The 21,212-nt window shown below is 39.9% G+C and carries 19 protein-coding genes; 15 read left to right on the top strand and 4 right to left on the bottom strand.

Features of this window, described 5'->3' with window-relative positions; translation table 11 throughout:
* Positions 1–165 precede the first annotated feature (165 nt).
* From QKW49_RS13725 to QKW49_RS13715, 3 genes are all read left to right on the top strand, one after another.
* Positions 166–1,590 carry a hypothetical protein gene (locus QKW49_RS13725; RefSeq protein WP_282868145.1) on the top strand — a complete coding sequence of 475 codons (1,425 nt, stop codon included), beginning with the start codon at positions 166–168 and terminating at the stop codon, positions 1,588–1,590.
* Positions 1,591–1,874: 284 nt separating this feature from the next.
* Positions 1,875–2,417 (top strand): DUF3267 domain-containing protein, encoded by a 543-nt coding sequence (locus QKW49_RS13720; RefSeq protein ID WP_282863215.1) that lies wholly within the window; start codon positions 1,875–1,877, stop codon positions 2,415–2,417.
* Between the two features lie 87 nt (positions 2,418–2,504).
* On the top strand, positions 2,505–3,083 hold the full coding sequence (locus tag QKW49_RS13715; RefSeq protein WP_282863214.1) for a biotin transporter BioY: 579 nt from the start codon (positions 2,505–2,507) through the stop codon (positions 3,081–3,083).
* A gap of 103 nt (positions 3,084–3,186) precedes the next feature.
* Here QKW49_RS13715 and QKW49_RS13710 read toward each other — a convergent pair whose 3' ends face one another.
* On the bottom strand, positions 3,187–4,926 hold the full coding sequence (locus QKW49_RS13710; protein ID WP_282863212.1) for an NAD(P)/FAD-dependent oxidoreductase: 1,740 nt from the start codon (positions 4,924–4,926) through the stop codon (positions 3,187–3,189).
* 477 nt (positions 4,927–5,403) lie between these two features.
* Here QKW49_RS13710 and QKW49_RS13705 point away from each other — a divergent pair, with 477 nt between their 5' ends.
* The 12 genes from QKW49_RS13705 to QKW49_RS13650 all read left to right on the top strand — a co-directional run bounded on the left by QKW49_RS13705 (position 5,404) and on the right by QKW49_RS13650 (position 17,303).
* Positions 5,404–6,498: an FAD:protein FMN transferase gene (locus tag QKW49_RS13705; RefSeq protein WP_282863211.1), complete on the top strand. Its 1,095-nt coding sequence runs from the start codon at positions 5,404–5,406 to the stop codon at positions 6,496–6,498.
* Positions 6,499–6,518: 20 nt separating this feature from the next.
* Entirely contained in the window at positions 6,519–7,487 is a 969-nt protein-coding gene (locus QKW49_RS13700) for a polyprenyl synthetase family protein (protein ID WP_282863210.1), read from the top strand.
* Positions 7,488–7,527: 40 nt separating this feature from the next.
* Positions 7,528–8,967, top strand: coding sequence for a menaquinone biosynthesis decarboxylase (locus tag QKW49_RS13695; RefSeq protein WP_282863208.1), 1,440 nt, complete (start codon positions 7,528–7,530; stop codon positions 8,965–8,967).
* A 318-nt stretch (positions 8,968–9,285) separates the two neighbouring features.
* Positions 9,286–10,173, top strand: coding sequence for a UbiA-like polyprenyltransferase (locus QKW49_RS13690; RefSeq protein WP_282863207.1), 888 nt, complete (start codon positions 9,286–9,288; stop codon positions 10,171–10,173).
* 77 nt (positions 10,174–10,250) lie between these two features.
* The gene (locus QKW49_RS13685) at positions 10,251–10,814 is read left to right on the top strand and encodes a flavin prenyltransferase UbiX (protein ID WP_282863205.1); all 564 of its coding nucleotides are present in this window, start codon (positions 10,251–10,253) and stop codon (positions 10,812–10,814) included.
* A 94-nt stretch (positions 10,815–10,908) separates the two neighbouring features.
* Positions 10,909–11,829 (top strand): MetQ/NlpA family ABC transporter substrate-binding protein, encoded by a 921-nt coding sequence (locus QKW49_RS13680; protein WP_282863204.1) that lies wholly within the window; start codon positions 10,909–10,911, stop codon positions 11,827–11,829.
* The gene (locus QKW49_RS13675; protein ID WP_282863203.1) at positions 11,829–12,578 is read left to right on the top strand and encodes an ABC transporter ATP-binding protein; all 750 of its coding nucleotides are present in this window, start codon (positions 11,829–11,831) and stop codon (positions 12,576–12,578) included. Before QKW49_RS13680 ends, QKW49_RS13675 begins: the two co-directional genes overlap by 1 nt.
* Before the next feature lie 89 nt (positions 12,579–12,667).
* Complete coding sequence (locus QKW49_RS13670; RefSeq protein WP_282863202.1) at positions 12,668–13,405, top strand: ABC transporter permease; 738 nt, start codon at positions 12,668–12,670, stop codon at positions 13,403–13,405.
* Positions 13,406–13,427: 22 nt separating this feature from the next.
* On the top strand, positions 13,428–14,348 hold the full coding sequence (gene trxB / locus QKW49_RS13665; RefSeq protein ID WP_282863201.1) for a thioredoxin-disulfide reductase: 921 nt from the start codon (positions 13,428–13,430) through the stop codon (positions 14,346–14,348).
* Between the two features lie 60 nt (positions 14,349–14,408).
* Positions 14,409–15,590, top strand: a complete 1,182-nt coding sequence (locus QKW49_RS13660) for an amidohydrolase (protein WP_282863200.1) — start codon at positions 14,409–14,411, stop codon at positions 15,588–15,590.
* Between the two features lie 107 nt (positions 15,591–15,697).
* Positions 15,698–16,465: an IclR family transcriptional regulator gene (locus QKW49_RS13655; protein ID WP_282863198.1), complete on the top strand. Its 768-nt coding sequence runs from the start codon at positions 15,698–15,700 to the stop codon at positions 16,463–16,465.
* A 190-nt stretch (positions 16,466–16,655) separates the two neighbouring features.
* A complete protein-coding gene (locus QKW49_RS13650; RefSeq protein WP_282863197.1) occupies positions 16,656–17,303 on the top strand; it encodes a bifunctional 2-keto-4-hydroxyglutarate aldolase/2-keto-3-deoxy-6-phosphogluconate aldolase in 648 nt (215 codons plus the stop codon).
* A 93-nt stretch (positions 17,304–17,396) separates the two neighbouring features.
* Here QKW49_RS13650 and aroA read toward each other — a convergent pair whose 3' ends face one another.
* From aroA to aroF, 3 genes are all read right to left on the bottom strand, one after another.
* A complete protein-coding gene (aroA, locus tag QKW49_RS13645) occupies positions 17,397–18,677 on the bottom strand; it encodes a 3-phosphoshikimate 1-carboxyvinyltransferase (protein ID WP_282863196.1) in 1,281 nt (426 codons plus the stop codon).
* 95 nt (positions 18,678–18,772) lie between these two features.
* Positions 18,773–19,873, bottom strand: a complete 1,101-nt coding sequence (locus QKW49_RS13640) for a prephenate dehydrogenase (protein ID WP_282863194.1) — start codon at positions 19,871–19,873, stop codon at positions 18,773–18,775.
* 301 nt (positions 19,874–20,174) lie between these two features.
* Positions 20,175–21,197 (bottom strand): 3-deoxy-7-phosphoheptulonate synthase, encoded by a 1,023-nt coding sequence (gene aroF, locus QKW49_RS13635; protein ID WP_282863193.1) that lies wholly within the window; start codon positions 21,195–21,197, stop codon positions 20,175–20,177.
* Positions 21,198–21,212 lie beyond the last annotated feature (15 nt).

Genomic DNA, 21,212 nt, shown 5'->3' with positions numbered 1-21,212 from the left:
TCTTTTTTTGAATCTAAGCCATCCTCCTTTTAAATACTGTCTAAATTATATGAGTAGCAATGAAAAATGCAAGAATCAAAGCGCAGTTTTGTACTAGTATCACTATAGCGTTTCCTGCATATTTTATAGTATGGAGGTTTTATTTTTAAAAGGGGGTTAATGATGATGGGAGTTACATTAAATGCTCTGCACTGGATTTATCTTGTATTTATTTTCATTATCCTAGTATTAATGATTATGAGAAGAGATACCAGTCTGGCTTGTATTGCCGGTATTTTTGTATTGGGTTGGTTAGCGACAGGGGTGCTTTCACAATCCATCATTGGAGTGTTTAACAGCTTTATTTATGCTATTAAAGAATTATTAGGGACAATACTGGTTATTTCTATTATCGTGGCCATGAGCAAGGTGCTAACGAGAACAGGCGTGAATGAGGTGATGATTTCACCATTTGCAAAGCTTATTAAGACACCTTCGCTGGCATATTGGATCATCGGCATATTGATGATGGTTATTTCGTGGTTTTTCTGGCCGTCTCCTGCTGTTGCCTTGATGGGGGCAGTACTGCTGCCGGTGGCTTTGCGTGTCGGTTTACCGGCATTAGGCGTGGCAATGGCAATGAACTTATTTGGTCATGGTATCGCACTTTCAGGAGATTTTGTTATACAAGGGGCTCCTAAGTTAACCGCGGGGGGCGCCGGTATTCCTGTCCAAGAGGTTATCTCAGCAAGCGTCCCATTAGTATTTATTATGGGCATCGTGACTACGATTACAGCTTTTATACTATTAAGAAAAGATATGAAAAAAGGAAAGTTTTTAAAAGCAGAACATAAAATAGGCCAAAATAAAAACTCTGTTTTCGATGCTGCACATCAGAAAAAAGAGGAAGAAGTAAGTAGTATTCTTTCATTAAAATCAAAAAAAATTTTAGCGATACTTATTCCTGTACTATTTATATTTGACGTTATTACGATGTATCAAGCGAATTTACAAGGTGGCGACGCTACGGCATTGATTGGCGGAACAGCGGTATTCATTTTGATTGTGCTATCTTTGCTGGGACATAAGAATAATGGATTGGAGAAGATCACCGCTTACCTTATTGACGGATTAAAGTTTGGGTTTGAAGTTTTCGGTCCGGTCATACCGATTGCTGCTTTTTTCTATCTGGGAGATGCAGCTTTTATCGATATTTTCGGAGAGGTATTGCCTGCAGGTTCACAAGGACTGGTAAATGATTTGGGAGTAGCGTTGGCACAGACAGTGCCGTTAAATGAAATAGTGGGAGCGGTTACGTTAACAATTGTAGGTGCCATTACAGGGCTGGACGGATCCGGATTTTCCGGAATCTCTCTTGCCGGGTCTGTTGCTCATCTTTTTTCAAATGCTATAGGTTCGGGTGCTGCGACTATGACTGCATTAGGGCAAGTCGCTGCGATATGGGTAGGAGGAGGAACATTGGTGCCGTGGGCATTAATTCCTGCCGCTGCAATCTGTAATGTCGATCCGTTTGAATTGGCACGTCGCAATTTAGTACCGGTAATCATTGGCCTTGCGGTTACTACGGTCGCAGCTATATTTCTCATATGAGTTTACAGGAGGATGTGATAAAGCGCTTAATTGATCGAAAATCAAATATGTGGACAGTCCCTCTGTTATGCCAAACCCGAGCAAACAGCAGGGACAGTCCCCAAGTTCGATTTCCTCTGTGTGCCGAATCGGACTTTTTCACATCCTCCTATAATAAGACCTTTTATCAGAAGTGGAAGATTTGAAGTATTTTGAAAGAATACATATGCTAAAAATTGACATGAAGTGATCATTAATGAATATGAATAAAAGAGATGTTAATACTTCTAATAAGAGGTGAAAACATGTCTTTTATTCTGAATTGGAAAGTACATGCGAAATGCTTTATCATTGCGTTGGGTATTGCCGTTTTTCTATATGACAAAATATTTGCCATACTAACTGGATATTGTGAAAAACCCTTAATCATATGGTGTTTTAAAGAACTCTTGCCGGAAATCTATATTAATTTTATGATAGTGGTGGTAAGCGCAATGATTCCTATTACGGTTATCCATGAGATGCTTCACGGTTTCGCATATAAACTGTTTGGAGGGCAGCTCAAGTACGGATTTCGAGGATTTTACGTATATACCATGGAGGTTTCAGGCAGGCCAATGGCAAGAATCCAATTTTGTATAATTCTACTGGCGCCGGTACTAATGATATCGTTTATATCGTTATTCATTACAGGATGGATTGGAGATCTTGTATTTGTTTTAAATTTACTTGGCTCATCAGCAGATATTTATATGGCATTAGGTTTGTTAAAATATGAATACGGCAGTAAATTTATTGATAGAACTTATGGATATGATGTGATTAAAAGTAATTGTAAACCTAAATGATGAAAATAGGTTGACAATTACTTTTTTATCTATTATTCTAATAAATGTAGTTTGTATTATGTAGATAAGAAAGTGAGGAGCAAACAAATGAACTTAAAAACACGTGATATGATTTTGGTGGCTTTATTTGCCGCATTAATGGCGGTAGGCGCGATGGTAAAAATATTTTTTCCGGTTATTCCTTTCACGTTTCAGCCTTTTTTCTGTGCGTTTGCAGGTATACTGCTTGGGGCGAGACTTGGTTTGATGTCCCAGATTGTGTACATAACGATTGGATTGGCGGGTATACCGGTATTTACTGAAGGAGGAGGATTAATGTACGTTTTGAAACCATCTTTCGGTTATTTGCTTGGGTTTGCGGCAGGTGCTTATGTGATCGGTATAATATCCGAGAGATTAAAAGTAATGAACCTAAAGAATGCACTTATTTCGGTAATGAGCGGTCTAGCCGTCATCTATCTGATTGGTGTTCCTTATATATACCTTATCGTTAAATTTTATATGAACAAGGCGAGTATGAATATAATGGGCGCGTTGTCTGCCGGATTCTTTCCCTTCATTCTAAAAGATCTGATTATGTTTGTCATTGTTGCAGTGGTTGCAGCCCAGATCGTACCGATACTAAGACGTGCACGATTAATACCGGTGGCTGAACAAAAGAGTTGAGGAAGGATCAGAAGTTTAAATATAATATATAAAGGGCTGGGATTGAATGCGAAAATATTTCTTTTTGCATTCAATCCCAGCCCTTTATATATTATATAGTTATCTACTTTTTGAGATTGATGGTGCCGTTTCGCTGCCAGAATCTTAACTGTTTCATCAGATAAGGCATGATGTAATGATCAAGGCCGAATGCTCTTCCGGCACCGCCTAGCATCGGAATATGCGCTAAAAGCAGATAAAGCTGGCCGGTTCCGGACAGGAAGAAGTTAATATTCATAAAAATCGCAGCTGCGGCACCCAAAAATGTAAAAGCTCCGCTTAAGAAGGTGGCAGCAATAAATAATTCCGTTAAAGTGATGGTAATCTGAAATAGCAATGGATATCTATAGATAAAGTTTTCTACAAACCAGATATAAGATGTTGGAGAGTCCGGTCCCACAAGCTGCAATGACGCGCCCGAAACCAGCTTATCTCCTATGGCGAGCCAACCATGAGAAACTTTATCAATAGCCGATATCAGCCACACAAAGCCTAAAGCAATCCTTGCTATGGCCAGCCAGTACGACCTGGAACGGGCATTCACATGGTCAATGAAAGCTTCTGCCAGTAAGGGTTTACGCCTTGCATTGACCAGAAAATGGTGCTGAAGATATTTGATACAGCTTTCCAGACCTCCCACTTCAAAGATATAGTGTAGGTTTACAATATGTTTCATGGCTGTAGCAAATATCCATGATAAGCCGAAGCCCATGAGATCAGCTACCCCGTAGATACTTCCGATGGATACCAATACTCCATGGAAATTCGGTTTGAATTCCTTCTTTTTATCAATGACTTTAATATCGTTGGCAAGATTATAAGCTGCCGTATGTGCGGTTTGCAAGGCTGCTTCCACAAAAGGAGGAACACCATTTCCTGCATCATCTAATGAATAAGCATTATCTCCAACTGCGTATACATTGGGATGTTGCGTAGTGCGCAAATATTTGTCTACTTCTATTCTGTTTCTTTTTGTCAGGGTCAATCCCGTTTCCTTTACAAAGCTGTTGGCTTGTACTCCTGAAGTCCAGATGACCGTTTGTGTTTTGATGGTCTGGCCACTTTTTACAGTTACTGACTGGGGGGTCACTTCAATAATAGGGGAATTGGTCATCAACTCTACGTTATTTTTCTTGAGATAACCGATCGCTTTCTGTGCGAGATTTTCTTTTAACGAATAAAGTATTTGGGGTAGAGCTTCGATAATGATTAATCGTACTTCTTTTGGACTAATTCTGTACTCTTTTGCAAGATATCTTGTCCACTGCATTAGTTCACCTATCATTTCTACCCCGGTAAAACCACCTCCGCCAACCACAAAGGTGAGTAACTCCTTCCGTTTTTCAATATCTTTTTCTGATTTCGCCAGATCAAACATTTTTATTACTTGCTGTTTGATTTTAATGGCATCTTCCAATGACCACAGAAAGAATGAGTGTTCTTCAATGCCGGGTATTCCAAAAGAAGATGGTTCACTTCCTGTCGCTACCACAAGATAGTCATAAGTTATTTCACCGCTATCTAAAACTATTTTATTATTTTCCAGATCTACTTTCTGAGCTCTTTCATTAATAAAGCGAACTTTGGTATATCGCAGGATATGTTTTAAAGGAATTTTAACGCTGTCATTCTCTACTCTAAATCCTGCTACTTCGTGCAATTCAGTAATTAAGCCATGAAATGGATTTTGGTCTATCAGTATAATGGATATCTCAGGATTTCTTTTGAAATATTTATGAAGTTCTTTTGCTGCTTCTATTCCAGCATAACCTCCGCCGAGAATAACGATACTTTTTTGGGTCATAGTAAAACCTCCTTATCATTGCAATTTTAGTTATTTCCATTCTTGAAAAATCTTATTAAATTAATTATTCTATCCAGTTGTTTAGAAATGGTGGGAGTAGGGATATCAGTGCATATAAATTTTTTAAAGAGTAAATACTTATAATGACTTGAAAATGATGTTAAAATCGGGTGGGAACCTCTAAGAGGGTGTTATTTTTATATAACAGGGAGTTAGAATTAATCAGATATCCCTGTTATATTTTTTATCTGCGAACAAATTGACCAAAATTAATTGTTAGAGCATTATACTTTAAATCGGTTTTTATATATGCTATTATTTTATAGGATAGTTTGGAATACAGAGTAAAATACTAATTTTAATATGGGAGTCTATTTAAACCGATGTGCTAAGATACTGAACGTTTTTCATTAGTAATTTAATGAATGTCTCTCAGTATTTTCGCTATGCATCTTAATATTATTGGAGGAAAGGAATATGAGATTTATTATGCGGCACTTGAAGCTGCTATTAACCATTTTATTAGTAGTTATCATTGTATCAGGAGTTACTCTTTTTAATCCCTTAAATGAAAAATCAGCTTCAAAAACAGATTTTATGCTTTCTACCGTCATAAGCATAAAAGCATATGGTGGAAATGCGGAAAAAGCGATTGATGCAGCTATGGATAGGATACAGGAAATTGAAGATACCATGAGTGCGTACACTAAGGGCAGTGATATATGGAACTTAAATCACAGCAAACCGAATACAGCTGTTAAGATAGGAGATAATACGTTTCAGGTTGTAAAAAGAGGATTATATTATTCACAATTGACAGGCGGCAATTTTGATATTAGTATTAAGCCTTTAGGGGATTTATGGGCTATTGGGAGTGAAAAACCGAAGGTGCCGGAAGAATCGGAGATACAACAAGCTATTAATAAAATCGGATATGAGAAGATACAGCTTAATGAGGATGAACACAGTGTAAAGCTTCTGCAAGAAGGATCGGGGATTGACCTTGGAGGCATCGCGAAAGGGTATGCAGCGGATGAAGTCATAAGGGTGTTAAAAAACCATGGTATTAAAAGTGCTTATGCTGATCTTGGAGGAAATGTGATTGTTCTTGGCAAGAAGAAAATAAGTCTTATGCAGTATATTCGTGCAGCAATTAAGGGGGACAAGCAATCCATGCAAACAGATTGGCGGATAGGAATTCAAAACCCGGCTGAAGGGCGGGGCATATTAATGGCTGTAATAAACGTATCGGACAAGGCGATCGTTACATCCGGCCCATATGAACGGAATTTTAAAAAGGACGGAAAGATTTATCATCATATTTTAAATCCGTTTACGGGATATCCTGCTTCCAGCGGCTTGATCAGCGCAACGATTATTGCGGAAAATTCTATGGACGCTGATGCATTATCTACCAGTTTATTTTTATTGGGAGAAGAAAAGGGACTGCAGCTTATTGAATCGCAGCCCGGCATAGAAGCAATGACAATTAACCAATATAAACAAGTACGTACTACAAAAGGTCTAAAAGGGAAGATAGAAATTATAGACGACGAGTATAAACTACAATAAAAAATTTATGTGGGTGTGTTATGGAATTATTATCAGGCTATCCTGAGATAGCATACGAAATGAAGTTAATAGAGGAAAAATTGATAAAGAATGTACGTGCCAAGCAGGCATTGGTTAATGATGCGACCCAGCAAATGCTGCAGTCGGGAGGAAAGAGGTTAAGACCTTTGCTGATGGTGCTTGCCGCAAAGGCAGGTGACTATAGCCGGGAAAAGATTATTCCGCTGGCAGCCGCTGTAGAAATGCTGCATATGGCAACGCTCATTCATGATGATATTATTGATGAAGCCAATTTGAGAAGAGGCACACAAACAGTTCAATCACGATGGGGCAAAGATATCGCGGTGTTTACAGGAGATTTCCTTTTGTGTAAAGCGTTTTTACTTATTTCGGGATTTAACGATATAGAAAACACAAAAAAGCTGGCTAGAGCGCTAAGAGTAGTGTGCGAAGGAGAAATACAGCAATATCATTACAGGTATAAGACCGATTTGAGTGTCATTGGGTATCTCAAGCGGATTGCGGCAAAAACGGCGATTCTGTTTAGCGCCAGCAGTTATATAGGTGCTTATGAGGCGGCGTGCAGCAAGCAAATGGTCAATGATCTGGCAGGATATGGCATGAATATGGGGATGGCATTTCAGATCACAGATGATGTGATGGATTTCACAGGAAAAAAAACCATGATGGGTAAGCCTGCAAATAATGACTATACGCAAGGCATATATACACTGCCTATTATATATGCAATCCAGAATAAAGAGTACAGTGCAAGTATCAAAGAACTTCTAAACAAGAATCAGCATTCTGTAGAAGATGGCAGGCAAATATCCGAAATTGCGTTTGCATCGGGTGGGGTAGACTATGCACAAAAATTGGCCACAAAATATATCAATAAAGCACAGAAGAGTTTAAAAGTGCTGCCCGATGGAGCAAGCAAGGAAATTATGAGCAGTATATTAGATCAGTTAATTGGCAGAAATACATAAATGGAATTGAAAGATGTATAGAGTGAAAGGAGGGCAGCCAATGTCATATAGGGACATTCGAGAGTTTGTTGAGATTCTTGAGAAAAAAGGATTGCTAAAAAGAATACAGACAGAGGTAAATAGTGAGCTTGAAATCACCGAGATCACTGATAGGGTATCCAAAAAAGGTGGCCCGGCTCTATTATTTGAAAACGTAAAGGGTTCAGACTATCCTGTATTAATGAACGCATTCGGTTCTTATGAAAGGATGAATCTTGCACTGGGAGTTAATAGTTTGGATGATATTGCGCAAGAAATACGGGAATTAATAAAGCCGTCCAATTACATTGGTTTGATCAATAAAGTAAAAGCGGCACCCAAACTGCTACAACTCGCAAATATTTTCCCGAAAAGAGTAACCAAAGCGCCATGCCAAGAAGTGATAGAAGAGCCGGATTTGGATAAAATTCCTATATTAAAATGTTGGCCCCAGGACGCAGGGAGGTTTGTCACACTTCCGCTGGTTATAACCAAAGATCCGCATAATGGTGGTATGAATATGGGGATGTATAGACTGCAGGTGTATGATAAGACCACTACCGGTATGCACTGGCATTTACATAAAGATGGCCGTGAAAACTATAATCGTTATAAAGAGAGCGAAAATAAGATGCCTGTATCTGTTGCGATAGGGGCAGATCCCGCGACCGTTTATTCTGCGACTGCACCTTTGCCTAAAGAAATCAGTGAATATTTATTTGCGGGATTTTTAAGAAAGAAACCGGTAGAAGTGGTAAAATGCATTACCAATGATATTGAAGTTCCTGCTCACGCGGAATTTGTGCTGGAAGGTTATGTTGATCTGAATGAATACAGAGAAGAAGGGCCTTTTGGAGATCATACGGGATATTATTCGCTGAAGGATAAGTATCCGGTTTTTCATGTAACCTGTGTTACGCGAAAGAAGAATCCGATCTATTCTGCAACCATCGTAGGGAAGCCACCTATGGAGGACTGTTTTATTGCGAAAGCTACTGAAAGAATATTTCTTCCTTTGCTGCAAATGCAAAATCCTGAAATTTTGGATATTAATATGCCATTGGAAGGAGTATTTCATAATTGTGTCATCATCTCTATAAAGAAAAGCTATCCGGGGCATGCTAAGAAAATTATGAATACTGTATGGGGGATGGGACAGATGATGTTTACCAAAATGGTGATTGTTGTTGATCATACAGTGAGCCCCCATGATTTGTCGATAGTGGCATGGAAAGTTTTTAATAATATTGATGCAAAAAGAGACGTTGTGATTACAGAAGGGCCGTTAGATGCGCTGGACCATTCATCTCCGTTGCCGCATTACGGACATAAGATGGGGATCGATGCTACTAAGAAATGGCCGGAGGAAGGCCATCTGCGCGAATGGCCGGATGATATTGAGATGGATCAAGAGATAAAAGAATTAGTAGATAAGAAATGGAAAGAATATGGGATCGATTAAGTCGTGCGTATATGAATAATAGGAAATTATTGCTTACGGTTCATATAGGTAAGAAGAATCCAAGTTTAAAGTATCTTGGATTTAACTTTTAACTAGTAGTAGAATAAATGGCTATTGGTAGGGGCGGACGACTCTGTCGCCCGATGTGCTTTGCCGTATTGCGGGCGGACAGAGTCGTCCGCCCCTACCAAAGCTTAAGTGAGAGCATCATATATACCTTATCTATATATAGTTCGAAGAAAATTCACAGAATACTATAGGAAAATCTGTGAACTGTGAACCGTGAACTGTGAACTATTAAAAAAAGGAGTAATGGAAGTGGATATTCTACAATATAGTTCCAAAGTCACTTCTAAAGTAAAAAACATCAGTGACATGGTTATATTCAGGCATACGCTATTCGCGCTGCCGTTTGCTTTTATTGGTGTAATGGTGGCTCAAGGCGGAATGCCTCCGATATCCAAAGTTGTATGGATTTTACTTGCCATGTTTGGGGCAAGAAATGGAGCAAATGCCTTAAACCGCTTGATAGACAGTGATATAGATGCCGCTAATCCCAGGACGGCTATAAGACATATTCCAAAAGGCATATTGAAAAAGTGGGAGGTGCTCTTAGTTGCCGTTGCGTGTTTTGTACTACTCATCATTTCGGCTTTTATGATCAATCCGATTTGCAGTTACCTTTTGCCAATCCCACTATCTTTATTTATTATTTATTCCTATACAAAGAGATTCACATGGATGTGCCATTTTGTACTGGGGGCAGCCGTAGGAGGAGCACCTATGGGCGGCTGGCTGGCAATCACCGGGGAGATTAGTTTCCCGGATATTATCACGCCTTTTATATTTTGGGCGGTTGTTGCGCTTTGGGTTGCAGGGTTTGATATTATCTACGGAACCTTGGACTATGAATTTGATATAAAACATGAGATACATTCCGTACCGGCCCGATTCGGGATTGAAGGAGCGCTGAGGATATCATCGTTATGCCATTTGGCGGCAGTGATTTTATTATATATTGTACCAATCTTTTATCGTATGGGGTGGGCCTATTATACTTCGGTGACGGTAGTTGCATTGATGTTGATTTATGAGCATAAATTGGTATCGCCGCAGAACCTTCAAAATGTTAAGATTGCATCATATAACGTAAATGAACTGGTAGGGATTGTTGTATTCATAGGTGTGGCTATTGACATATTTTAAGTGAGGAGTGAGGAGTCTTTAATCTCTCTCCACTATCCAACTTCTCACTCCCCACTAATAAAGAAAGAAGGATAAAAGTGAACGACAGAAGATATGTGGTAGGAATTACAGGAGCCAGTGGCGTAGTCATGGGATATCGGCTGGTACAGCAATTGTTAAAGAAGGGATATAAAGTAGATTTGGTCATTACCCATGCCGGCCGCAGGGTATTAAAGGATGAAATGGGATTATCACAAGTTGAAGAACATTCGAACTTGGTACTTCATGATATAGATAATATCGGCGCGTCTATTGCCAGCGGTTCGGTGAAAACCGACGGGATGATTATTATGCCATGCAGCATGGGAACGCTGGCAGGCATTGCTAACGGTATTTCTTCCAATTTGATGCAGAGGGCGGCGGATGTGACAATCAAGGAAGGTCGGAGACTTATTTTGGTACCGCGGGAAACACCGCTAAGCCTTATACATATTAAAAATTTATTGCATGCTGCACAGGCGGGAGCGGTAATTATTCCACCGGTTCCCGCATTCTATACACAGCCCTCCACCATTGATGATGTAATAAATTTTGCGGTGGGGAAAGTGTTGGACGTTTTGCAGATAGAGCATGAACTATATCCAAGATACGGGGATAATTAATAGTGAATAGTGAATAATGGACAGTGGACAATGGACAATGGACAATCAAAAGCGAACAGTAAATAGTAAATCGAGTGTTTAAAGGAGTGGCGAAATGAAGAGGGTATTGAAGATTTTTGTGTTAGGCATATTGTTACTGATAGTTTTTTCGGGATGTGCTGAGCAGAAAAGTGAAAAAATTTCTATTGGTGTGATGCCGGATGTGAATTCGGTGCCGTTTATCGTAGCGGCAGAAAACGGATTGTTTAAAAAACAGGGAGTAGACGTTGATATTCAGTTGTTTACCAGTGCGGTGGAAAGGGATACTGCTTTGCAGACAGGAAAGATAGACGGATGTGTATCGGATATCCTTGCGGCGGCTTTTGCTATTCAAAGTGGATTTGATGTTAAGATTACTTCGGTAACGGATGGGGACTATGTATTGTTAGCAGGCAAGAATTCGAATATTACGGATATAAATGGATTTAAAAATAAAGAGATCGGCTTATCTACCAACACCATTATTGAATATGCGGTAGATTCAATGTTGATGGGAAATGGGTTTGAAGAAGAGGAAATCAAAAAAACCGGCGTTCCTAAGATCCCTGTAAGATTGGAAATGCTTGAGAATGGTCAGCTTTATGGGGCATGTCTTCCGCAGCCGCTGGCAACCCTTGCACAATCGAAAGGGGCAGCAGTGATAGCGACAAGTACACAGCAAGGATTGGCTCCTAGCGTAATGGTGTTTAATAACAGCGTTTTGAATGAAAATAAATCTGATCTCGAAAGAATATATAAAGCATATAATATTGCTGTAGAGCAACTCAATAATGATGCGCAATTTTTCAAAGAGATAATCATTGAGAAAGCAAAATTCCCGGCAGAAGTAAAGGATAATTTTAGCTTGCCGCAGTATCAAAAAGCAGTATTGCCGGATGAAGAAGATATCAATAATGTATTGAATTGGATGGACAAAAAGGGTTTGGTAAAGCAGAAACTGGAATACAAAGATATGATTGAAAAGGGCTTTTTCTGATGATTACGATCAAAAAGCTGAGTAAAGCTTATAAAAATACAAATATAGAGATTGCGGCGTTGAAAGACTTAGACCTAAAAGTAGATCAGGGCAGCATATACGCTATCGTAGGTCCTTCGGGATGTGGAAAGTCAACGCTGCTTTATATTTTAGCCGGTATCATCAAACCTGATGAAGGTAGTATAATGATTAACGGACAGCCTTTTAATAGAAATGAGGGGCACATATCCTTAATGCTGCAGGATTATGGGCTGCTTCCGTGGAAAACGGTATGGCAGAACGTTACACTTGGATTGGAAATAAAGAAAAATAGTAAGACAGTGATCAAAGAACGAGCAAAATATGCGATCGGCCAATTGGGGCTGGAAGATTTCAGTGAACTATACCCGTCACAGTTGAGCGGCGGACAAAAGCAGAGAGTGGCTTTTGCCAGGGCCATAAGTATGCGCTCGAATATTTTATTAATGGATGAACCTTTTTCAGCGCTTGATGCAATAACACGTGAAGCCGCACAGGATACTTTTATGGACTTATGGGAAAAGACGGGTATGACGGGGATTCTTGTGACCCACAATATTGAAGAAGCGGTATATTTAGGGAAAAAGATCGGGATTATGTCTTCGGCACCGGGGAGGATTTCCGCAGAAGTAGACAATATATATCAAGGAAGCACTAGTGTACGGGATACTTCTGAATTTTATAAGGTGTGTGGAGAAATACGAAGACAATTACGGGAGTACGATATATAGAAAAAACTCTTCTTACTGTCCACTCCCCACTCATCACTTACAAAATATTAGCAACTTTTATATCTTTATTAGGATAATGGTGATATAATATGAAAATAGTAAAAAAGATTATTTTCCCCGGGATAGTGGTATATATAGTGTGGTGGCTTGCAGCTTTAATACTCCACAGACCTATACTGCCGGTACCGCATAAAGTAATAATGGAATTTATTATGATATTTCCGGATGTTTTATGGAAGCATATGATAGTCAGCCTATATAGAGTAACTTGTGCGATGGGCATTGCGCTATTATTGGGTTTACCCATCGGGTTATTTTTAGGGAGGAATAAAGAAGCCGACCAATATTTTTCACCTATCATTTATTTGCTTTATCCGGTCCCCAAAATTGCGCTTCTTCCTGTGATTATGTTACTGTTCGGGTTAGGTGATTTAGCAAAAATATTTACCATCACAATGATTGTTTTTTTTCTGATATTAATAACTGCAAGAGATGCAGGAAAGAATATTGATAGGCAAATGTATTATTCACTGATTTCAATGGGAGCCGGTGAGATGCAGATGTACAGACATGTAATTCTTCCTGCTGTGATGCCGGAAATTTTTACTATTATCAGGTTAAGCATCGGAACAGCGATAGCAGTATTATTTTTCACTGAAACTTTCGCAACAAGCTATGGAATTGGATATTTCATTATTGAGGCGTGGACACGCATTATGTATGATGAGATGTTCGCGGGTATTATCGGATTAAGCCTGATAGGATTTGTATTATATGCCATTGTAGATTTTTTTGAGAAAAAAGTTTGTAAGTGGAAGAATATATAATATATGAAGGGAGACATCTTTTATGTATGACATCATTATTATCGGCGGCGGTGCTGCAGGATTGACAGCAGCATTATACGCAGGCCGAGGCGGATTAAAAGCACTGATCATTGAAAAAATGTTTGTCGGCGGGCAGGCAGCTACAACATATGAGGTAGACAACTATCCCGGATTTAATGAGCGCATCAGTGGGCCGGACCTGGTCATGAAAATGGAAGCCCATGCAAAAAAATTCGGTGCCGAAATAAAATATGAAGATGTAGTAGATGTCGATGTGGACAGCATCGTTAAAACGGTAAAAACCAATAAAAGTGTTTATGAAGCGAAAGTACTCATTCTTGCTATGGGAGCAAATCCAAAAGAACTGGGATTGGATAAGGAGAAAAAGTTCAGAGGAGCAGGTGTCTCTTATTGTGCAACCTGTGATGGCGCTTTTTATCGGGATAAAGAAGTTGCTGTAGTGGGAGGGGGAGACACTGCGTTAGAAGACGCGCTGTTCCTTGCACGGTTTTGTCCGAAAGTTTATCTGATTCATAGGAGAGATGCTTTCAGAGCGGTAAAAGTTTTGCAGGATGCAGTCTTGGAAAATGATAAAATCGAGCCTGTGTGGGACTCAACCGTAGAAGAAATCTTGGGTGAGGATCAAGTAGAAGGTATTAAGGTTAAGAACTTGAAAACAAATGAGACGAAGGACTTAAAGGTAGAAGGTCTATTTGTTGCCATTGGGGTGGTGCCTAATAGTGGATTGATTGTAAAAAAAGTTGAGACCAATAATGCCGGTTATATCATTACTGATGAAAACATGCAGACTAATAAGTTCGGTGTTTTTGCAGCCGGAGATATAAGAGAAAAAATTTTGCGTCAGATTGTCACAGCTGCAGCCGATGGAGCGATAGCAACATATGCTGCGGAGAGATATATTAATGAAAATAAATGGGAATAACAAGAATGGAGAATCATGATTCTCCATTCTTATTTATCTTACGAGACGGGGGGAACTAAATTGTTATTGATCAAAAATGGAAAGGTGCTTTCTATGGAGGGTACCGACTATGAAAACGGATATGTATTATTGAATGAGGGTAAGATCGTGAGATTAGGTGGTATGGATGACTTTAGCAATGAGGTATCAAATGCAGATAAGGTTATTGATGCCGGAGGAGGATATATACTTCCCGGATTCATCGATGCGCATTGCCATGTAGGTATGTGGGAGGATTCCATTGGTTTTGAAGGTGACGATGGCAACGAGGATACTGACCCTGTGACCCCCCATCTTAGAGCAATAGATGCTATTAACCCCAACGATAGGGCTTTCCAAGAAGCCAGAGAAGCAGGTGTCACCACAGTAGTTACAGGGCCCGGGAGTGCCAATGTTATAGGAGGGCAGTTTGCTGCCATTAAGACATATGGAAGGCGTATAGACGAAATGATCTTAAAAGAGCCGGTGGCGATGAAAGTTGCTTTGGGTGAAAACCCTAAGACAGTATATCATCAAAAGAACCAATCTCCTACAACACGAATGGCTACAGCGGCTATTCTAAGGGAGAACCTCCTGAAGGCAAATGAATATAAAACGCTAATAGATGAGCATCATGCCGATCCTGAAGAAATTGATAAGCCGGACTTTGATTTTAAGATGGAAAGCCTGTTGAAGGTATTAGATAAGCAGATACCGGTAAAGGTGCATGCACACAGGGCCGATGATATGTTTACTGCATTAAGAATAGCAAAAGAATTTGACCTAAATATCACGCTGGAGCATTGCACAGAGGGGCATTTGATTGTAGACTATTTGAAGGAAGAGAAGGTGCCGCTGATGGTAGGGCCGTCTTTATCTGACCGTTCAAAACCGGAGCTAAAGAACCTCACATTTAAGACACCGGGAATTCTTGCGCAGGAAGGATTAAGTGTTGCCATTATTACGGATCATCCGGTAACACCCATACAATACCTGCCGTTATGTGCTGCGCTGGCAGTAAGAGAGGGGATGAATGAGAAAGACGCACTAAAAGCCATTACCATTAATGCGGCAAATAATTGCGGAATAGGAAATAGAGTAGGCTCTATTAAAGAGGGAAAAGATGGAGATATCATTATTTTCGATGGACATCCTCTTGATTTTAGAAGCAGACCGGAATATGTGATTATCGATGGGAAAGTAGTGTTTGAAAGAACAAAATAATTCGAATACAAGCTTGTTATAAATAGAACAATAATACTTGAATTAATAAAAACGATGTGATATAATATTTATGAAACGATGTTTCATTATGTGGGACGTGATTTAATATGGCAGAAAAAGCTGTTCAGACTCTTGATAGAGCGTTGGATATATTAGAATTACTTGCTACTCAGAAGAATGGCATGGGTGTTACTGAAATCGGTAACCGTGTGGGTTTGCATAAAAGCACCGTGCATAGACTGCTTAACGCCCTTGGCGAGAGAGGGTATGTAGAAAAGAATACCGACGTCGGTACTTATCAGTTGGGGATGAAAGTAGTTGAAATCAGCAGTATCCATTTAAACAGTATTGAGTTGAAAACCGAGGCGGCGCCGTATCTCCGCAAATTAGCGGCAGAGACTACACAGCCGGTGCATCTTGCGACATTCGTAGATGGTGAAGTGATTTATATTGAAAAGGTTGAAACTTTAAACACTATCCGTATGTATTCATCAATAGGCAAAAGGGTACCAATGCATTGCTCAGCTGTCGGAAAGGCAATCATGACCGGAATGGCAGATACAGAAATAGAACAACTATTAAAAACCCGTGACTTAAAGCAGTATACTGCGGAAACTTTAAGCAGTATAGGTCAAGTAATAGAGCAGGTTAGAGAAGCAAGAAAGATAGGTTGGGCAATCGATAATCAAGAGCATGAAGAAGGAATCCGATGCATTGCGGCACCAATTTACGACTATCGAGGCGAAGTGATCGCAGCAGTAAGCACTTCAGGGCCTAAGAGCGTTATTGCGCCGGAAAAGGACAATATGATCAGTGAATATGTCGTGAAGGCAGCAAAAGAAATTTCTAAAAGAATGGGATACACAGGAAATTAATATTTTAAATTTGTATGATTGAAATAATAGTCTCGTTACTATAGAGTAGGAGTAACTTTCGTCTAATAAGGTTATAAATATAAAGAAAGATAAAACGGTGTTTCGAATAATGATACAATGCAAAGTAAAAGATGACACTAATAGCACTATTCATTATTCATTATTTACTATAAAATGGAGGGTTAATAAAATGGTTGAAAAGGAAAAAGTGATTACTAGGATCTCTGAGGCTGGGATTGTTGCTGTTGTTCGTGCAGAAAGCAGTGAACAAGCGCTAAAGATTGCAGATGCTTGCATCGAAGGTGGTGTAGCAGCGATTGAATTAACTTTTACTGTGCCGGCGGCGCATAAGGTAATTGAAGAGTTAGCAAAAACATACACCAAGGGAGAAATTATTCTTGGTGCCGGAACGGTAATGGATTCTGAAACTGCGAGAGTGGCTATACTTTCAGGGGCTCAGTATGTTGTAAGTCCTTACTTTAATCTTGAAACTGTTAAGCTTTGCAACAGGTACAGAATACCTTGCATGCCAGGTGCGATGACCATAAAAGAAGTGGTAGAAGCGATGGAAGCAGGTGCAGATATTATTAAGATTTTCCCGGGAGAAGCTTTTGGACCAAAGATTATTAAAGCGATTAAAGGCCCTATTCCGTATGCTAAAATGATGCCTACCGGCGGCGTCGATGTAAATAATGTGGGTGAATGGATAAAAGCCGGTGCAGTTGCGGTAGGGGCAGGTGGAGCGCTCACAGCCGGAGCGAAGACCGGAGACTATGCATCTATTACAAGAATCGGTAAAGAATTTGTTCAAAAGATTAAAGAGGCTAGAGGACTTTAATTCATGAAGACTTCTTCATGGATGAAGTGATTTATTATTGCATAATTCTATTTCCTATATATATGGCCCTGGGGTATCCCAGGGCCTCATTTTTTATCGTTGCAAGCATTCTAATAGTTTGAAATAGCCGGGGAAAGATATATTCACCGAGTCAGAACCATTAATGAAGGATTCGTTAGTTGCGACCAGTCCGGCGACAGCCATGGACATTGCAATCCGGTGGTCATGATAGGACTCGAACTGAGCACCGTTGATTGTTTGCCCGCCTTCAATAATCATACCGTCATCAGTTTCCTGTATATTTATGCCTGTTTTCTTTAGCTCGGTTACGACCGTTTTTATGCGGTTAGATTCTTTTACTTTTAGCTCTTGCGCATCCTTGATAATGGTAGTGCCTTTTGCGGCAGCAGCTGCCACAGCAATGACAGGGATTTCATCAATAAGCCTTGGAATAAGAGCACCTTCAATGATAGTACCCACTAAAGAAGAAGATTTTACAACCACATCGGCAACAGGCTCATTATTCATTGTTCTCGTATTATTCATATGAATATTTGCGCCCATTTGAGTAAGCACATCAATGATTCCGGTTCGTGTAGGGTTGATTCCTACATTTTTGATTACGATTTCCGAATCAGGTACAATAAGACCTGCGACCATAAAATATGCGGCGGAAGAAATATCACCGGGAACCGTAATATGCTGTGCATGCAGCTGTGAGACTGGTGCACTATGCACATCAAGTCCATCGGTATAAATATTCGCACCGAAATAATTTAACATTAACTCAGAATGATCACGGGATTTCTCCGGCTCGATGATGATGGTATGATCTTGGGCATATAGGCTTGCCAGCAATAAAGCAGATTTTAATTGCGCGCTGGCGACCGGAAGCTTATACTTAATTCCATGTAAGGGCTGCCCTTTTATGACAAGGGGGCAGAGGTTGTTATTATCCATGCCTGTAATGTTTGCTCCCATTTGAGTGAGGGGTTCAATCACTCGGCCCATAGGACGTTTTCTTATCGATTCATCTCCGTCAATTTTGCTCTCAAACCCTTGGCCGGATAACAAACCTAACAACAGTCGTGTAGTAGTACCTGAATTCCCTGTATATAGTACGTCGGATGAAGGTTGTAATCCATACATCCCTTTTCCGAATACTTTTACTTTGTTATGTGGGAAGGTATCTATTTGTATGCCTAACTTTCGGAAACAATCAATGGTACTAAGACAATCCTCTCCGGTGAGAAAACCATCAATCTCAGTAATGCCCTCAGCAATGGCACCAAACATTACAGCTCTGTGTGAAATAGACTTATCGCCCGGGATAGTAATTTCACCCTTCAATGATTTTGCAGGACTGATAATCATGGTACTTCGCTCCTTAATTTATATATTCATCGTTCGTGCTGTACAAATCCCAGATATGAGGATTTGTCGGTATTTTTATAATGGCAATAAATATGCTAGTGTCTTTTAATTGCGTGATAACCATATTTTATTAAGATTTCATAAGATTTATCCATGCTTACACGATTGGGTAGACTGATGATCAATACTCCGCCTTCATATTCCCGGCTGTTGCTGATATTGATATTTTTTATATTAATATCATTTTTACCCAGTATGGTGGCAACTTCTCCGATGATTCCCGGCTTGTCCACCACATCCACAGAAAGTTCATACGTGCCTGGGATAAGTCCGGTAACTTTGGAGGGAAAGGAGTCTCTAAATTCTTTAGCATCCGCAAAGAATTGAAATACCTCATGGCCATTCAGTGTTTCGATGTACGTTTTATACGTATTCAAAAGACCTAAGTAGACATCTAAGATGTCCAAAATAGCATCTTTGTTGCTAAAACAAATATTATGCCACATTTCCGGATTGGAGGAAGCGATGCGGGTAATATCCTTAAAACCGCCGGCTGCCAGCTTCTGCATATATTGCCCGGAGGTATCCAGATCCTTAACCATGTTTACCAGTGCTGCGGAAATGATATGAGGTACATGACTGATGGCTCCGGTAACTTTATCATGCAATTCCGGAGGTATTTCAATAGGTATGCTTCCAAAGCACTCAGCCAATTCTTTTAAAATTTGAATATCGTCATGCGTGGATTTTTCGCATGGAGAAATAATATAATAAGCATTTTCAAATAGATGACTTTTGCTGGACATATAGCCAGATTGCTCAGAACCGGCCATTGGGTGACCACCTATGAAATGAAACATTTCCGGCAGTTTTTCCACCTGATTGATCAAATGGGCTTTGGTACTTCCCACATCCGTAATGATACAATGATGCGGCACAACAGAAGCTGCTTTTTGAATCCATTCTATGGTCTTATTTACAGGTGTACAAACAAAAACAATATCCGATTGATGCATTTCAGTAGAAACATCGTTCAATGCCACGGATATTATTCCCTCATCTATTGCCTGTTGTAATGTATTGTCATTATTATCTATTCCTATGATCTTATCTATGCCGCATCTTTCTTTTAGAGCCTTTGCGATAGAGCCGCCAATTAACCCCAACCCAATCACTGTTACACATTTAATGTTCATGATAACCTCCCGTATTTTATAATGGACAATGGACATTGTACAATGACGCAATAAGTCACACTAAGTACGTTACATATGCATTCAGACATATAGGAGCCGGTTCGAGGCCACTTAGTGAAGCATGAGGACGTGAAGCAGTACCTCCGTCACCATGCTTTCAATACTTTTGAATGTATTTCCAGTCACCCAAGGCGTCGTGTCAGGAAACCCGTTCCCATATCTCTACTTTTACGTCTGAATGCAATATATTTAGTGGTATTTATAAATAGTATCTGACCACGTTGTCTGAGTATAATAAGGTTTAATCAACCTTATATTCGCGGTCCAGCAGGGAGGCAATCTTGCTTATGTTGCTGCAAAGCTGATGAAAGTTCTGTGGAGTTAAAGATTGCGGACCATCGGACAGGGCACACCTGGGATTAGGATGAACTTCTATCATGAGTCCGTCCGCACCGGCAGCGATGGATGCACGGCTTAACGGTGCGACATATTCCCATTTGCCTGTAGCATGACTTGGGTCTACTATTACCGGCAGATGAGTTTTGCTTTTGATAACAGGGATAGCGCTAATATCGAGTGTATTTCTGGTAGCTGTTTCGAATGTGCGGATACCTCTCTCACATAAAACAACATTATAATTACCTTCGCTCATAATATATTCTGCTGCATTCAACCATTCTTCCACTGTTGCGGAAAGGCCTCTTTTAAGCAGAACCGGTTTTTTTGTTTTACCTACTTCTCTTAATAGGTAGAAGTTTTGCATATTTCTTGCGCCAATTTGAAACATGTCTACATATTTTTCAGCGATCTCGATAGATTTCTGGCTGATTACTTCGGTTATAATTTTAAGGCCGGTTCGTTCTCTAGCTTCGGCCATATATTTTAGACCCTCTTCTTCCAATCCCTGAAATGAGTAAGGAGATGTTCGGGGCTTGTAAGCGCCGCCTCTTAAAAACTGCGCTCCTGCTTGTTTAATTGAATCTGCAGCTTCGAAAAGCTGCTCTTTGCTTTCTATAGCACAAGGACCGGCCATAATCACGATTTCTTTACCGCCGATTTGAACACCATTGACATTTACTACCGAGGCCTCCGGTTTAAATGTTTTACTTGCCAGCTTGAAAGACTCCATAATAGGGACTAGCTTATCCACCCCCGGCATGAGTTCAAGAGGTACATCATTAAGCACTCTCTTATCACCGATTACTCCAATAATGGTAACCAGTGCGCCTTCTGAAATGTGAATGCCAAGCCCAAGAGAGTCCAGTACACCGCATACCTCTTTTACTTGCTCTTGGGTTGATTCGGGTTTCATTACAATAATCATAATATCTCTTCCTTT

The sequence above is a fragment of the Petroclostridium sp. X23 genome, assembly GCF_030013905.1.
GTDB lineage: Bacteria > Bacillota > Clostridia > SK-Y3 > SK-Y3 > X23.
This window is presented reverse-complemented; position numbering and strand designations above follow the sequence as displayed.